This is a genomic window from Pseudomonas sp. LBUM1668 (genome assembly GCF_059695715.1).
On sequence record NZ_CP166787.1, the window covers coordinates 1545743 to 1561860 of the forward strand.

The following is a 16118-nucleotide window of genomic DNA, read 5'->3' on the forward strand; positions in this document are numbered from 1 at the left end:
GCTGCGATCTGTTGGTCTTCAACGGCAGAAGATCGCAGCCTGCGGCAACTCCTACATTGAGGGTGGTGTGATGAAGAAAGCGCTGATTGCTTATGTTGCAACGCTGGTGACATTTCTGTTGCTCGACGGGATATGGCTCGGCCTGTTGATGGCGCCGACATATCGCGAACTGCTCGGACCGTTGATGCTTGAAAAACCGCTGCTCTTACCGGCAGCGGTTTTTTATTGCCTGTATGTTTTCGGTTGCGTGGTGTTTGTGGTGTTGCCTGCGCTGAACTGGCAGAGGGCAGCGAAGATGGGCGCACTGTTGGGGCTGGTAGCGTATGGCACGTATGACCTGACCAATTGGGCGACATTGCGCGGATGGTCGGTGCAGGTGTCGTTGATGGATTGGTCGTGGGGGACGTTCGCCACTGCTGTGGCTTGTACTGTTGGTTTTCTAGTGGCGAAACGGCTGGTGAAGTCATACTCCTGAACAGCGTTGATTGAGCTGGCCTCATCGCTGGCAAGCCAGCTCCCACAGGATTCTGTGACAAACCAGGAGTTGTAGGCAACGCGGACGTTGTGGGAGCTGGCTTGCCAGCGATTGGCGGCGCAGCCGACAGCCATTCACCACTGACGCAGCAGACAAACTAAATGTCTTTCCCAGACGGCTTTTTCTGTCGCACTGGTTAATAATCGACGCCACGACCCTTCGCCCCGGACATTGATCCGGGGTTTTGTTTTGACCAATGGATGGCTGCCATGTTGTGTGTGTTCGAGGTGTTGCGGTGATTGTCGAGCGGCGCAATGCCGACCGTTTTGCTTTGCAGGTGATGATCGGTCTGTGCCTGATTTGGGGTGTGCAGCAGGTGATGATCAAGTGGGCTGCACCTGACATCGCGCCGGTGATGCAAGCGGCGGGGCGCTCGGGGATTTCTGCGCTGCTGGTCGGATTGCTGATCTGCTGGAAGGGCGGTTGGGATCAGGTAGGCAGCACCTGGCGCGGCGGCTTGCTGGCCGGTGCGTTGTTCGGGCTGGAGTTCTTCTTTATCTCCGAAGGCTTGCAACTGACCACGGCAGCGCACATGTCGGTGTTCCTCTACACCGCGCCGATTTTTACCGCGCTGGGCGTGCATTTTCTGTTGGCCAGTGAGCGTTTGCGACCGTTGCAGTGGCTGGGGATTTTGCTCGCCTTCATCGGTATCGCGATTGCGTTTGCTGGTGGTGTGTCGTGGGACAACCTTGATCGGCGCATGTTATTGGGCGATGCCTTTGGTGTATTGGCCGGCGCCTGCTGGGGCGCGACCACGGTGGTGGTGCGCGCATCGCGCCTGTCGGAAGCCCCGGTGACGTTGACCCTGTTCTATCAGTTGATCGTCGGCTTCGTCGGCCTGCTGTTGATTGCGCTTTTCAGCGGCCAGATCGGCCATGTCAACCTGACCGCTGTGGCGGTGGCCAGCGTGCTGTTTCAAGGGCTGGTGGTGTCGTTCTTCAGTTACCTGGTGTGGTTCTGGTTGTTGCGGCGTTATCTGGCGGCCAACCTCGCGGTGTTCTCGTTCATGACGCCACTGTTCGGCGTCACCTTCGGCGTGTTGCTGCTCGGTGAACAACTGAGCCTGAACTTCGTCATCGGCGCTGTACTGGTGTTGCTCGGCATCACGTTTGTCAGCGCCGAGCAGTGGCTGCGTCGGCGTTTGCGCAAAGCGCTGGGCCAGTAACCGTCGATTGCATCGCCAGACCGCCAGCAATCAGCAAACCACTGCCGGCTATCACCAACGCCGGTTGCAAGCCACCGCTGAAATGGCTGCTCAGCGCGGCCAGTAACGGGCCGCTGAGCTGACCAACGGCGAAGCAGGCGGTGAGCATGCCGGCATTGCGCTGGGTGGCGTGCGGCGCCAGTTCCCGCGAGCGTTGCATGACCAGTTGCATGCAGGCCAGGAATGGCGTCCCGCAGAAGATCACGCCCAGCGCCAATCCCCAGCCGCTGCCCAGCAAGCAGGCGAACACCCCGGCGGCTTGCAGCCATAACGTCGCCATCAACCAGTGACGCGTGGTGTGCGGATCGTGACGACGCAGGCTCACCAGCAAGACGCCGATGGCGGCGCCGAGGCCGAAGCACGGCCAGAACAGATCGGCCTGCCATTGCCCGTGAAACTGCGCGTTGGCCATTTGCGACAGGAACGTGGCCGGAATGATGTAACCGATGCCGTACAGCGCGTAAATCAACGCTAGACGGCCAATGCCACGACTCGCCGGGCTGACGGCCGCTGCATCAGTTGCCTTCGCGGCGACCGGTTGTGGCAGGAGTCGCCAGACCCCCAACATCATCACCAACGCGGCCGCGGCATAGATCAGCCACAACGTCGCGGACGTCTGGTTCAACAAATGTGAGACCAGCGCCAGCAACCCTGTCAGAAAAATCCCCAACCCCGGCCCGGCAAATACCAGCGCACCCAGTCGTGGGCGACCCGCTGCCACCGCCAGTGGCTGACTCAGCGCGGTAATCATCACCAGCACCCAGGCACTCGCCACACCGGTTCCGAAGCGCAGCAGCAGATGTGCCCAGAAGCCATTCGCCCAGAACGACGCCAGCGTCAGCAGCACACACAGCCACAAGCCGCCGTGCAGGCGCCGCTGAACCTGTTGCGGACGATGGGCAAACATCGCATCCACCGCACCGAGCAGGTAACCGAGGTAATTGGCCGCGGCAATCAGACCGGCGGCAGTCAGGTCAAACTGCCCCTCGCTGAGCAGGTGCGGCATTTGCGGGGTGAGGGCGAAGCGCCCGATGCCCATGGCCATCATCAGGGCGACGAAGCAGGCGGATAAGCGAATCAGCGGCGACATGGTCTGGATTCCGTTGGCAAGATCAATGACCGTCAGGCTAGGACTGATTGACTTTCTTTAAAATTGAATAATAGTGAGTAACTTGTTCTGTTCTGGAGAAAGGTTGTGGAGTTCAGCCAACTGCGGATTTTTCAGGCGGTCGCCGAGGAAGGTTCGATCACCCGCGCCGCCGAACGCTTGCACCGCGTGCCGTCGAACCTGTCGACACGGCTCAAGCAGCTTGAAGAGCAAATGGGCGTGGAATTGTTCGTCCGCGAGCGTCAGCGTTTGCAGCTATCGCCTGCGGGAAAAGTCTTGCTGGACTACACCGGCAAGCTGTTCGCCCTGCGCGATCAGGCCAGCGCGGCGGTAATGGGCGGGCAACCGGCGGGGGATTTTGTGCTGGGCACGATGTACAGCACCGCCGCTATCCATCTGCCGGCATTGCTGGCGCGCTATCACAAGCAGTATCCGGCAGTGAACCTGCAAGTACAGTCGGCGCCGAGCGGTGAGTTGCTGGAAGGTTTGCTCACCGGACGCCTCGACGCGGCGTTGGTAGACGGGCCGCTGCAACTGGCCGGGCTCGACGGCGTGGCGCTGTGCGAGGAAAGGCTGGTGCTGATCACCGAGATCGATCATCCGCCCGTGCACAGCGCCAGTGATGTCGAAGGGCGGTCGGTGTTCACCTTTCGTCGTGGCTGTTCCTATCGCATGCGGCTGGAGGCATGGTTTGCCCATGCCCACGCGGCAATGGGCCGGGCCATGGAGATCGAGTCCTATCAAGGCATGCTCGCCTGCGTGATTGCCGGCAGCGGGGTGGCGCTGATGTCGGAGTCGATGCTGGCCAGCCTGCCAGGGCGCGAGAGCGTAGCGGTGCACCCGCTGGCCGAACCGTTCGCGGGTGCGACAACGTGGCTCATGTGGCGCCGGGGCATGGTCGGCGCCAATCTCAATGCGTGGATAGAGGTGCAGCAAGCCGTCTATCCCGCACCTTTGGTTGAATCCCTGGAAATGGCTTGAACCAATGGCAGCGCACTCTGTTCAATTCAGTAACAGATCATTGCGGATTTGGCCGAGCATTGCGTAGGACTTCGGACTATTATCAGTGCGAAGCGGCCTCAGAATTCCGGCCGCTCAGCACCACCCTGAAGGGGGCATGACGATGAAAGAGAAAATTCAAAACTGGCTGCATGATTTGGGTGTTGCCCTCGGCTTGATCGAACCGCCTCTGCAACCGGTACCGATCCGCACGGACGACGAACAGCGTCGGCGCCAGCCTCGTCGGCGGTAATGTCCCTGATGTGAAGGGTCAAGAGACTCAAGATCAAGAGATCGCAGCCTTCGGCAGCTCCTACAGAGAACAGTGTAGGAGCTGCCGGAGGCTGCGATCTTTTGCTTTCAGTGCCCCAGATCATCGGTAAGAACCGGCTCAAGTCATTCACGCTTTCCTCCAGGCAAAAAAAACGGGTGTGGCAACCGACGCCACACCCGTCGAAGAAAGCAATCGTTCGTTACATCAAGCTCAGATCGCGCTGGCGACAGTAGCGGGGCGCGGCGACACTAGGCTGACCACCACAAAACTCACCAGACCCACAGCCAGGCTGTAGTAGATCGGTGTGTTGGCGTCCAGACCGTCCTTGAACATGAACAGCAGCGCCGTGGCAAAGCCCAGGCCCATGCTGGCGATAGCGCCGGCGGTGGTTGCACGTTTCCAGAAGATCGCACCGATCAGTGGCACCAGCATGCCGCCCACCAACAGGTTGTAGGCCAGGGTCAGGGCGCTGATCACGTCGTTTACCACCAGCGCGATGCCGAGCACGACGATGCCGGTCAGCAGGGTGAACAGACGGTTGATGCGCAGGCTCGATGGCTTGCCGCCGCGCAGTTTTGGCAGCAGGTCTTCGGTCAGCGTGGTGGCGGCGGCGAGCAGGCCGGCGCTGGCAGTGGACATCATGGCGGCCAGTGCGGCAGCGATCACCAGACCCCGGATACCGTCCGGCAGCGACAGTTTGACGATCGCGGCGAAGGCGTTGTTGACGTTGTCCAGATCCGGGATCAGTACGTGCGCGGCCATGCCGATCAGTGCACAGGCGAGGCCATAGATGATGCAATAGATGCCCGCGATGCTGCCGGCGTATTGCGCGACTTTGGCGGTCTTGACGGTGAACACCCGTTGCCAGATGTCCTGACCGATGAGGATGCCGAAGAAGTAGATCATGAAGTAGGTGATGATCGTGTCCCAACCGATGGTGGTGAAGCTGAATGCGGTCGCAGGCAGTTTCAGCACCAGTTCATCCCAACCGCCGACGCGGTACAGGCAGATCGGCAACAGGATGAACATCAGGCCAACGGTCTTGATGATGAACTGGACGATGTCGGTGAGGGTCAGCGACCACATGCCGCCAATCGCCGAATAGATCACCACCACGCCACCACCGACGAGTACCGAGACCCAGAATGGCAGGTCAAACAGCACTTGCAGGACGGTGCCGATCGCCAGAATCGAGGTCACGCCGATCATCAGCGCGTAGGCCAGCATGATGACCGCGCTCGCCGAGCGGGCCATCGGGTTGTAGCGTTTTTCCAGAACCTGGGTCACGGTGTAGATCTTCAGCTTCAGCAGCGGTTTGGCCAAAAACAGGTTCAGCGCAACGATGCCGCAACCCAGTGCCGCGCACAGCCAGAAACCGGAAATGCCATGCACGTAGCCCAGGCGCACGGTGCCGACAGTGGACGCACCGCCAAGCACCGTCGCGGCCATGGTGCCCATGTACAGGCTCGGGCCGAGGTTACGACCGGCAACGAGGAAGTCCTCGTTGGTCTTGGCCTTGCGCATGCCGAAATAGCCGAGCAAAAGCATGCCGGCGGCGTAGATGAGGACGACGAATAAATCCAAAGCCATGATGGCGTGTCTCCGATTGTCTTTTTTATGTTGAGGCTGAATTCAGTTCCCTTGTAGGAGTGAGCCTGCTCGCGATAGCGGTCTGTGAGTCACATCTGTGTGGGATGTGCTGCAGTCATCGCGAGCAGGCTCACTCCTACAGGGGATTTGCGTCAGGCGGCCTGACGCAGTTCGGTTTTCTCAGCGGCTTCGCGGCGGACATCCTTGGGCCCAAACACTTCGCGCGGTTCCGGAAACAGGCGCAGCAGTGTCAGGTACACCACCGAGGCCAGCCCCAGGGTCACCGGCAAACTGATGTCGATGCCGCCCGCCAACTCACCCAGCGGACCGACGAACTGCCCCGGCAGGTTGACGAAGAACAGACCAACGGCCGCGCTCGGGATCCACGCGCCCAGGCCCCGCCAGTTCCAGCCGTGGGTGAACCAGTAGCGTCCGCCTTGTTCGCCGCGCGTGAACACTTGCAGGTCATCCGGGCAGTAAAAGCCGCGACGCACCACCAGGCCGATGATCATGATCACCATCCATGGCGTGGTGCAGGTGATGATCAGCACGGCGAAGGTCGACACGCTCTGCACCAGGTTCGCCGCAAAGCGACCGATGAAGATGAAGGCAATCGACAGCACGCCGATCAGTAACGTCGCCTTGACTCGCGAGAGCACCCGCGGGAACACACTCGACATGTCCAGACCGGTGCCATACAGCGACGTGGTGCCGGTGGACATGCCGCCGATCACTGCAATCAGGCACACCGGCAGGAAGAACCAGCTCGGCGATACCGCCAGCAGCCCGCCGACATAGTTGTTGGCCGCAATGTAGTCCGGCGCCTTGATCGCCACGATGGTCGCGGTGGCCAGGCCGAACAGGAACGGAATCAGTGTCGCCAGTTGCGCGGCGACCACTGCGAACATGATGCGGCCCTTCGGCGTTTCGCGAGGAATGTAGCGAGACCAGTCGCCGAGGAATGCACCGAAGGAAATCGGGTTGCTCATGGCCACCAGCGCGGCACCGATGAACGCCGCCCAGAACCCGGCCTGACCCATGGCCACACTGCCGGCGTACTGGCTGTCGAAGGCGGGGGCAAAGGCAAAGATGCCGAGCAGGAACAACAGGCTCGCGGCCCACACCGCAATGCGGTTGACCCACAACATGAAGCGAAAGCCGTAGATGCAAACCGTCAGCACCAGCAGCGCGAACAGCCCGTAGGCCAGGCCGAGCGTGAGGTCGGTTTCCGGCAGGTCGAGCAGGCGTTTGGCGCCGCCAACCAATGCATCTCCCGAACTCCACACCGAGAGCGAGAAGAACGCGATAGCGGTCAGCAACGACAGGAAGGAACCAACGATCCGCCCATGCACGCCGAAGTGCGCACCGGAAGACACGGCGTTGTTGGTGCCGTTGAGCGGGCCGAACAGCCCCATCGGCGCCAGAATCAGCGCACCGACCACCACACCCAGCACAATCGCCCAGACGCCAGCCTGAAAAGACAGACCGAACAGCACCGGGAAGCTGCCGAGTACAGCGGTGGCAAAGGTATTGGCGCCGCCGAAGATCAAGCGAAACAGGTCGCTGGGCCGGGCGTCACGCTCATGATCCGGGATCTGTTCGACCCCGTTTGTTTCAATGCTGCGAAGGCTTTTTTCGTTGTTGTTGTTATTCATGATCTGCTCCGATCATAAAGGCGCGCTCATCGTGCGTGAGCGTCACCTGTTTTGGCTAAGGGGGTGGCAGCCCTTCCGGCATTGCGGACAAATGTTCGTGGCAGGCCAGCCAATGGCCTTGTTGTTCTAGGCTCGACGTTTGTTTCTTGAAAACAATCGTCTCGCGCTCCTGGCTGAAGTGTTGCTCCCCTTGCATGCGCAGCTCGGTGGCCACGTCATGGATGAAAACCGCCACGTCACCTTGCAGGCTGACGAAGGCGTTGCTCGAGGTGCAGGAAAGCACCTCGAAGCCATCCTCGGCGCGCCAGCCGTCCCACAACGCCTGATAGGCATCGCGCGACAGCAGTGGCTGTTCGAGGGTGTAGAACACGAAGCTGGCGTCGGCGCTGAATGCGCCGAAGTAGGCTTCGCGATCATTGCGTGCGAAGGCTGAAACCAGTTCGGCCGCCGCATGCAAAACCTGATCATGTTCGTTCATGAACCGATCCTCAGCGATGGACTACGCCAGGCAGTACGCAGAGCATTTCGTACAGCAGGTTGGCGGCCAGCAGCGAGGTGTTGCCGGTGGTGTCGTAAGCGGGCGAGACTTCTACCAGATCGCAACCGATCAGGTCGAGGCCTTGGCAGCCGCGAATGATCTCAATCGCCTGAATGGTCGTCAGGCCACCGATTTCCGGGGTGCCTGTGCCAGGTGCCCAGGCCGGATCGATGCCATCGATGTCGAAGCTCAGGTACACCGGACCGCCGCCGACTTTCTCGCGGACTTCGGCCATCAGCGGCGCCAGCGACTTGTGCCAGCACTCTTCGGCCTGCACCACGCGGAAACCCTGATTACGGCTCCAGTTGAAGTCATCAGCGGTGTAACCCTGGGCGCGCAAACCAATTTGCACCACGCGATCGCAGTCCAGCAGGCCTTCTTCGACTGCGCGTCGGAAGGTCGTGCCGTGGGCGATTTTCTCGCCGAACATGTGGTCGTTGACGTCAGCGTGAGCGTCGATGTGTACCAGACCCACCTTGCCGTGCTTTTTGTGAATCGCACGCAGGATCGGCAGGGTGATGGTGTGGTCGCCACCCAGGGTCATCGGAATCACGTTGTGTTCGAGGATGTTGTCGTAGGCTTCTTCAATGATGCGCACGGCGTCGAGCAGGTTGAAGGTGTTGATCGCGACGTCACCGATGTCGGCAACCGACAGCGAATCGAACGGCGCAGCGCCGGTGGCCATGTTGTACGGGCGGATCATCACCGATTCGGCGCGGATGTCGCGCGGCCCGAAGCGGGTGCCGGGGCGCAGCGAAGTACCGATGTCCAGCGGCACGCCTACAAAGGCAGCGTCCAGGCCGGCAGCGGTTGGCAAGTGGGGAAGTCGGAGCATGGTGGCGATGCCGCCGAAGCGCGGCATTTCGTTGCCGCCCAGTGGTTGGTGAAGAATCTTGTCCACGGGTAGGGCCTCATCGTCTTTGTTTTATTTATGTCGGCGCGCCGTTCAGCAAAGGTTCGGACGCCGCTGTGAGGCCGATTCTGCGAAATGTAGTGAAAGGGAAGAATCGCTACGGGCAAATACTTAGTTCAGATTTTTCTAAACTAATGGCAAGGCCCACGCTAGACTTCTCCCACTGCTGATTGCCTCTGCAGGAGCTGCCGAAGGCTGCGATCCTTTGATCTTCAGCGGCCCCAAGGCTGGCAAAAATCAAGATCAAAAGATCGCAGCCTGTGGCAGCTCCTACAGGGTTGTGGTTTAAATCTGGATGATGTGTGGAGTAAACATGGCCAACGCTTTACCCGACCTGAAACTGTTACGCATCTTCGTCAGCGTCGTGCGCCATCAGGGTTTCGCCAACGCCCAGCAGGAACTCAACCTCTCGACCTCGGCGATCAGCACCTACATGAGCCAGCTCGAAGCCGCGCTCGGCCTGGTGTTGTGCCATCGCGGCCGCGGTGGTTTCAGCCTCACCAGCAAAGGGGAACTGTTTCATCAGGAAACCCTGCGCCTGCTCGCCGAGCTCGAAGGTTTCGAACAGTACGCCGCCGCGCTCAAGGGCGAGTTGCGTGGCACGCTCAATCTAGGAGTCATTGACTCCACCGTCAGCGACAAGGCTTTACCGTTCGCCGAAGCCATCGGCGCCTACAGTCAGGAACACCCGGCCGTGCATTTGCACCTGTCGGTAATGAGCCCCTACGAACTGCAACTCGGCGTGCAGGACAACCGCCTCGATCTGGCCATTGGTGCGTTCTCCACGCGCATGAGCGGTCTGATTTACATGCCGCTGTACCGTGAGCAGCACTGGCTGTATTGCAGCAGTCGTCACCCGTTGTTTAACGAGCGACGGATTCCCGAGCAAGTCATCACCCAGCAACGCATGGTCGGTCGTGGCTATTGGAGCCAGGCAGAGCTGGCTCGCCACGGTTTCAAACACAGCGCGGCGACGGTAGAAAGTATGGAGGCGCAGTTGATTCTGGTGCTGTCCGGCGCCTACATCGGTTATCTGCCGGAGCACTACGCCCAGGCCTGGGCCGACAAGGGCGATTTGCGCGTGTTGCTGCCAGCGACCTTCGGCTACCAGGCGCCATTTTCGATGATCATGCGCCGTGGCCGCAGCCGGGAACCGCTGATTCAGACTTTCCGCGATTTGCTCAAAGCACAGCTCAACCAGGCGTAAAAATGATGTCCAGAGTCCAATGCCCGCGCTGCCTGCGCCCACAAACCCATTGCCTTTGCCCATTGATCCCGAGCCTCGACAGCCGCACCCGGGTGTTGCTGTTGCAGCATCCGAGCGAAGTCAATCATGCGTTGAATACTGCGCGTCTGGCTGCGCTGGGGCTGACCAATGCCGAGCTGATTGTCGGTGAGGTATTTGAGGATTTGCCGACACTGCTGGACCAGCCGGGCTATCAGGCGCGGCTGCTGTTTCCCGCGGACGATGCGCAGCCGATGCAGGCTTATGGCGCGTCTGATGAACCGCTGTTGCTGGTCGTGCCGGACGGCACCTGGCGCAAGGCGCGCAAGATGCTGCACCTAAATCCACTGTTGGCGGCGTTGCCACGGGTGACGTTGGCGCAGGGCGGGGTGTCGCGGTATCGGTTGCGCAAGGCACCGGGGCCCGGGGCGTTGTCGACCATCGAGGCGATTGTGCAGGCGTTGCAAACGCTGGAAGCGCCGACGTCTTTCGAACCGTTGCTCAAACCATTTGAAGCGTTGATCGAGGGGCAGATTGCAGCGATGGGGGAGGAGACTTTTCAGCGTAATCATGCTGAAAAATGATCGGTGTTTTTGCTGGCCTAATCGCTGGCAAGCCAGCTCCCACATTGTCCCGTGTCGAATACAAAATCTGTGAACATCACAAAAACCTGTGGGAGCTGGCTTGCCAGCGTTAGCGCCAGATCATTCACCACAAAATCCAGATCAAAAGATCGCAGCCTGCGGCAGCTCCTACATGGGTTATGCGCACGCCACAGCTTTTGTAGGAGCTGCCGAAGGCTGCGATCTTTTGATCTTATCTTTCACGCATCGCCTCGGTCCGCGCCTTCAGCACCGGTTTCAACAGATAATCCAGCACACTTTTCTCCCCGGTAATGATGTCCACCGTCGCCACCATCCCCGGAATGATCAGCAGCGGCTTCACATCTCCACCAAGGTGATTTTTGTCGGTACGCACCTGAATCAGGTAGAAGCTGTTGCCCTTGTCATCAGTAATCGTGTCGGCACCAATCAGCTCAAGCTTGGCGCTCAGGCCACCGTAAATCGTGTAGTCGTAAGCACTGAACTTGACCATGGCTTTCTGGCCCGGATGCAGGAACGCGACGTCTTGCGGGCGCACTTTGGCTTCGATCAGCAGGTTGTCTTCCAGCGGCACGATTTCCACCATGTCGCTGCCTGGCTGGACGACGCCGCCGATGGTGTTGACCTTCATCTGCTTGATCACCCCACGCACCGGCGAGGTCACCGTGGTGCGCGTCACACGATCGTCGATGGCGATGCTCGAGGCGGTGATTTTTGACAGGTCGGTGCGTTTCTCATTCAGCTCTTTGGCGGCTTCCGAGCGGAAGGTTTGCTCCGATTCGTCGATCTTGCTGCGGATTTCGGCAATCGCCGATTCGGCCCGTGGGATCGCCAGGGTTGTCGCACTCAGCGAGCCGCGAATCTCCACCGCACTGCGCTTGAGCCGCAGGATTTCCACCGGTGATACCGCACCGCTTTTGACCAGCGGCTCGGACATGTTCATCTCTTGTTGCAGCAAGCCGAGGCTAGAACTGAACTGGCCTTGCTTGGAGCGAAATTCCGCCAGTTCCTGAGTCTTCTGCCGCAGTTGTTCGCTGAGGGTACGTTGCTCACTGGCCAGTCGGCGCAGGCGTTGTTCGTGCAGCGAGCGTTCGTCTTCAGCGACTTGCGGGGCCTTGGCGATCACCTCGGCGGAGAGTTTGAACGGCCGCCCCTCGGCCTCTGCCGACAGCCGTTCGACCTGTGCGGTCAAGGCATATCGATCAGCCTCGCTTTCACCCTTGTTCGACAAAAAACGCGTGTCATCCAGACGCAGCAGGGTGTCGCCCTTGTTGACCATTTGCCCTTCACGGACGAAAAGCTCGGTGACGATCCCGCCCTCAAGGTTCTGGATCACCTGAACCTTGCTCGACGGAATCGCCTTGCCTTCGCCCATGGTCACTTCTTCGAGCACGGCGAACTTGGCCCAGACCACAGCGCTGATCAACAGGGCTGCCGCGAGCCACACGGTGATCCGCGACCAGCGCGGCGAATCCTGCAATGAAGCCCCGGCAGTTTCCGGCATGAACTCGACCTCGGCGCTTTTGCCGAAACTGTCGAAGTAGCCGCGCTCTTTCGAAGATGAAGCTGACATGCGGCGATACCCCTCAATAAAGAAACACCAAACCGCCCCACAATTCTGTGGTCAGAAAACTTCCCTGTGGTGAGGGGATTTATCCCCGATGGGGTGCGCAGCGCCCATGAGATTTTTGGGGCTGCTGCGCAACCCATCGGGGATAAATCCCCTCACCACAGATTTGTGAGGGCCACAAATCATGTGCGGGCATTTAAACCGCCGCCGAGCCGACGCGGCCCTTGCGCAGTGCTTCGATGACCGCTTCTTTCGGGCCGTCAGCGACGACCCGGCCGTTATCCAGCACCAGCAACCGATCCACCAGGCTCAGCATCGAGGTGCGGTGGGTGACCAGCAGCAGCGTTTTGCCTTGTACCCATTCGTGCAGCTTCTGGCGCAGTTGGTCTTCGCTGCTGTTGTCCATGGCGCTGGTGGGTTCGTCGAGCAACATGATCGGCGGGTCGAGCAGCAATGCCCGGGCCAGCAATACGGCTTGGCGTTGGCCGCCGGAGAGCAATTGCCCGCGCTCGCCCACCGGCCGGTCGAAGCCTTGCGGGTGCTGGCGCGCGAGTTCGGTGACGCCGGTCAGCTCGGCGACTTCGAGCATGCGTGAATCGCTGATGTAGCGCGCACCAAGGGTCAGGTTGTCGCGCAGGCTGCCGGCCAGCAGCGGCAGATCATGGGCGACATAACCGATCTGCTGGCGCAGGTCAGCGACATCCAGTTGCCGCAGGTCGAGACCGTCGAGCAGCAATTGGCCTTCTTCGGGTTCGTAAAAGCCCATCACCAGCCGTGCCAGGGTACTTTTGCCGGAACCACTACGGCCGATGATGCCGACCCGTTCACCGGGTTTGAGGCTGAAACTGACGTTGCTCAGCGCCGGGGCATTCTGGCCGTTGTAGTGGAAGGTCACGCCGTTGACGTCCAGTGCGCCTTGCAGTTGTGTGCGTTCCAGTGGCCGCTGTTTGCCGTCGCGCTCTTGCGGTAACGACATCAGCGCATCGGTGCTTTTCATGGTCAGTTGCGCTTGCTGATAACGGGTAATCAGCCCGGCAATCTGCCCCAGTGGTGCGAGCACGCGGCTGCCCAGCATGTACGTCGCCACCAGTGCGCCGACGCTCAGGTTGCCGGCGATGATGCTGTAGACCCCAGCGACAATCGTCGCCATCCCCGCGAACTGTTGGATGAACAACGTGCCGTTGGTGGCGAGTGCCGAGAGGTTGCGCGCATGGCTGTCGAGGCGGGTGAGGGCGCCGTGGGTGCTTTCCCATTTGTGCTGGCGCTCGCTTTCGGCGCTGCAGGCCTTGAGTGTTTCCAGGCCACCGAGGGTCTCGATCAGCAAGGCCTGGCGTTCGGCTCCGAGGCTCAAACTCTTCTGCACGGTGTCACGCAGACGCACCTGAATGATCATCGCAAAGATGATCGTCAGCGGAAACGCCAGCAGCGGAATTACCACCAGCCAGCCACCGAGCAGGCCGATCACCACCAGCATCAGCACCACGAAGGGCAGGTCAATCAGGCTGGTCAGGGTAACCGCGGTGAGGAATTCGCGCAGTCCCTGAAAATCGTGAATGCTCTGGGCAAAACCGCCGATGGTAGCCGGCCGAGCCTTCATCGACATACCGGTGATACGTTCAAACAAGGTCGCGGAAAGGATCACATCGGTTTTCTTGCCTGCGCTGTCCAGCAGGTGTGCACGCACCACTCGCAGCACCAGTTCGAAACCGGTGCCGATCAACAGGCCGATCGATAACACCCACAGGGTTGAAGTGGCCTGATTGGGCACCACGCGGTCGTAGGTCTGCATGACAAACAGCGGCACCATCAGGCCCAGCAGGTTGATCAGGAAACTGGCAAGAATCGCATCGCTGTACAGCCATTTCGACAGCTTCAGGGTGTCGCGAAACCACGCATGCACCCGCGGCACCAGCGGCGAGCGCAGGTCTTCGAGTTCATGCCGTGGCCGCGCGAACAAGGCCTGGCCGCTGTAGTGCTCGCTGAGTTCTTCGCGGCTGACCCACTGCTCGCCGCCATCGGCTTCGCTGGGCAGGATCAGCGCCTTGCCGTCATCGCCAAAGCGCCGCAGCACGGCGGTGCGACCGTCGTTGAGCAGTAGCAAAATCGGCAGATTCAGCGGGGAGATATCTTTCAGCTCACGGCGTAACAGCCGCGCCTGCAACCCGGCCCGGGCCGCTGCGCGAGGCAGCAGATCCAGGCTCAGGCGTTGTTTGTTCAGGGGCAGTCCGGCACTCAGGCTGGCGCGACTGACAGTCGCGCCATGGAGTTTGCAGAGGATCAACAGACCGTCGAGTAACGGATCATCGAAGCTCAGCCGCGGATCGACCCCGGCGTTGCCGCCTCCGGCCATGCTAGTCATATTGATCGCCCCTGGTTGTGTGCACATCGCCCTGTGTAGGAGCTGCCGCAGGCTCGGGCCGCGATCGGACGATCTTTTGATCTTGGAAAACCAACATCAAAAGATCGCAGCCTGCGGCAGCTCCTACAGAAGGGTTATTTCAGCTCTGGCAGGCGTGCTTCGTTTTTGACTTCGGCAGAAGCAATCGCATCTGCTGGCAGGACCACTCGTTGCTTGCTCAGCAACTGGCCCATGTTGGCCAGCACGCGGTACATCGAATATTCCTCGGTGTAGCGAATTTCGGTGTAGCGACGGTTGGCGTTGTAGAGCTCGTTTTCACTGTCGAGCAAATCGAGCAGGGTGCGTTGGCCGAGGCCGAACTGATCCTGGTACGCCATGCGTACACGCTTGGTGGTCTCAGCGTATTCACGGGCGGTCGGGGTTTGTTTCTTGGCATTTTCCATGGCGTTCCAGGCCAGACGAATGTTCTCGTTGAGCTGGCGCAGAGCGTTGTTGCGGATGTCCATCGCCTGATTGATGTCGTGCGCATTCGCCGCCAGTCGCGCCTTGTCGCTGCCGCCACGGAACAGGTTGTAGTTCATCACAATGCCCACGCGCCACTCGTTGTCGTGGCCTTCGTCACCCTGCACGTTGTTGTTCGCGCCAACTGCAGCCTCAGCATCGAAGCGTGGGTAGAACGGCGACTTGGCGACTTCGTACTGGCTCTCGGCCGACTGCACGTCAGCCTGCGCCGATTTCAGGTACGGGTTGTTGTCGACCATGCTCTGCTGGGCTTCGCGCAGTTGGGTGGGCAGTTCACCGCGGGTCGAGGCCGGGGTTTCGAGTTCATCAGGCATGCGCCCGACCACGCTGTAGAAGTTGGATTCGGCGTCAGCCAGATCAACTTCGGCGGTGTCGAGGTTGTTTTGCGCCAGCGCCTTACGGGCGACCGATTGGTCGGAGTCGGCGCTGCTGCCGACGCCGCGCTCGGTACGCAGGCCAATCTGATCGTTGACACGCAAGTGCGCTTGCAGGTTGTTCGTCGCCAGTGTCACCAGTTCACGGCGCTTGAGCACTTCGAGGTAGACCTCGATGGTGCGCAGGGCCAGGTCCTGAGCGGTGCCTTGCGCGTAGTAGGCGCGCGAGTTGGACACGCCTTTGGTGCGCTCGACTTCGTTGGCAGTGTTGAAGCCATCGAAGATCATTTGCCGCATGCGCAGCTCGGACTGGGTGTAGGTGAGGATTTCGGTGTTGTGATTGCCGAAGGCCCGGGTGTTGGTGTTGTCGCTGTAGCCGCGACCGTAGGCCGCGTTCAAATCGACGGATGGATAGAAGCCACCCTTGGCGACTTTGACTTGCTCATCAGCCGAAAGGCGAGCGTCCACGCGCGACGCAAGTTCCGGGTGGGTAGCAATAGTGCTTTGAATCGCCTCGGTGAGGTTCATGGCCTGGGCTTGAGAAGTGCAAGCCATGGCCAGCAAAACCGCGCTGCAGAGGGGGGTTAGAACGCGCATGGGTGCATCTCCCTGAGTCCTGATGGTGTGTTACTGTCGCCAAATATTTGACG

General features: G+C 60.2%; 14 protein-coding genes. 6 read left to right on the forward strand and 8 right to left on the reverse strand.

Translation table 11 applies throughout. From position 1 onward, the window contains the following. The first annotated feature begins 70 nt into the window (after window positions 1-70). Window positions 71-475: a DUF2177 family protein gene (locus tag ACA061_RS06950; RefSeq protein WP_497300941.1), complete on the forward strand. Its 405-nt coding sequence runs from the start codon at window positions 71-73 to the stop codon at window positions 473-475. A 340-nt stretch (window positions 476-815) separates the two neighbouring features. Then, window positions 816-1700, forward strand: coding sequence for a DMT family transporter (locus ACA061_RS06955; RefSeq protein ID WP_228732634.1), 885 nt, complete (start codon window positions 816-818; stop codon window positions 1698-1700). Here the strand turns inward: ACA061_RS06955 and ACA061_RS06960 are convergent. Continuing rightward, window positions 1648-2829: an MFS transporter gene (locus ACA061_RS06960; protein ID WP_497300943.1), complete on the reverse strand. Its 1182-nt coding sequence runs from the start codon at window positions 2827-2829 to the stop codon at window positions 1648-1650. The genes ACA061_RS06955 and ACA061_RS06960 overlap by 53 nt on opposite strands. 105 nt (window positions 2830-2934) lie before the next feature. Between ACA061_RS06960 and ptrR the strand changes: the two genes are divergently transcribed. After that, a complete protein-coding gene (gene ptrR / locus ACA061_RS06965; RefSeq protein WP_210553730.1) occupies window positions 2935-3828 on the forward strand; it encodes a putrescine utilization regulator PtrR in 894 nt (297 codons plus the stop codon). Between the two features lie 142 nt (window positions 3829-3970). Continuing rightward, a complete protein-coding gene (locus ACA061_RS06970; protein ID WP_003184145.1) occupies window positions 3971-4099 on the forward strand; it encodes a PA1414 family protein in 129 nt (42 codons plus the stop codon). A 231-nt stretch (window positions 4100-4330) separates the two neighbouring features. Here ACA061_RS06970 and ACA061_RS06975 read toward each other — a convergent pair whose 3' ends face one another. From ACA061_RS06975 to speB, 4 genes are all read right to left on the reverse strand, one after another. Next, on the reverse strand, window positions 4331-5710 hold the full coding sequence (locus tag ACA061_RS06975; protein ID WP_150617700.1) for a sodium:solute symporter family protein: 1380 nt from the start codon (window positions 5708-5710) through the stop codon (window positions 4331-4333). 152 nt (window positions 5711-5862) lie between these two features. After that, window positions 5863-7365 (reverse strand): purine-cytosine permease family protein, encoded by a 1503-nt coding sequence (locus ACA061_RS06980; RefSeq protein WP_150602988.1) that lies wholly within the window; start codon window positions 7363-7365, stop codon window positions 5863-5865. Window positions 7366-7420: 55 nt separating this feature from the next. After that, the gene (locus ACA061_RS06985; protein WP_497300945.1) at window positions 7421-7843 is read right to left on the reverse strand and encodes a YybH family protein; all 423 of its coding nucleotides are present in this window, start codon (window positions 7841-7843) and stop codon (window positions 7421-7423) included. Between the two features lie 10 nt (window positions 7844-7853). Next, complete coding sequence (gene speB / locus ACA061_RS06990; RefSeq protein ID WP_047300226.1) at window positions 7854-8804, reverse strand: agmatinase; 951 nt, start codon at window positions 8802-8804, stop codon at window positions 7854-7856. 325 nt (window positions 8805-9129) lie between these two features. Here speB and ACA061_RS06995 point away from each other — a divergent pair, with 325 nt between their 5' ends. Next, window positions 9130-10023, forward strand: coding sequence for a LysR family transcriptional regulator (locus ACA061_RS06995; RefSeq protein ID WP_007914510.1), 894 nt, complete (start codon window positions 9130-9132; stop codon window positions 10021-10023). A gap of 5 nt (window positions 10024-10028) precedes the next feature. After that, a complete protein-coding gene (locus ACA061_RS07000) occupies window positions 10029-10625 on the forward strand; it encodes a tRNA-uridine aminocarboxypropyltransferase (protein ID WP_150617703.1) in 597 nt (198 codons plus the stop codon). 232 nt (window positions 10626-10857) lie between these two features. Here the strand turns inward: ACA061_RS07000 and ACA061_RS07005 are convergent, their stop codons facing one another. The 3 genes from ACA061_RS07005 to ACA061_RS07015 form a co-directional block, all read right to left on the reverse strand. After that, window positions 10858-12216, reverse strand: coding sequence for an HlyD family type I secretion periplasmic adaptor subunit (locus ACA061_RS07005; protein WP_150602985.1), 1359 nt, complete (start codon window positions 12214-12216; stop codon window positions 10858-10860). A 193-nt stretch (window positions 12217-12409) separates the two neighbouring features. Next, window positions 12410-14572, reverse strand: coding sequence for a type I secretion system permease/ATPase (locus tag ACA061_RS07010; RefSeq protein WP_150617705.1), 2163 nt, complete (start codon window positions 14570-14572; stop codon window positions 12410-12412). 134 nt (window positions 14573-14706) lie between these two features. Further along, window positions 14707-16065 carry a TolC family outer membrane protein gene (locus tag ACA061_RS07015; RefSeq protein WP_150602983.1) on the reverse strand — a complete coding sequence of 453 codons (1359 nt, stop codon included), beginning with the start codon at window positions 16063-16065 and terminating at the stop codon, window positions 14707-14709. Window positions 16066-16118 lie beyond the last annotated feature (53 nt).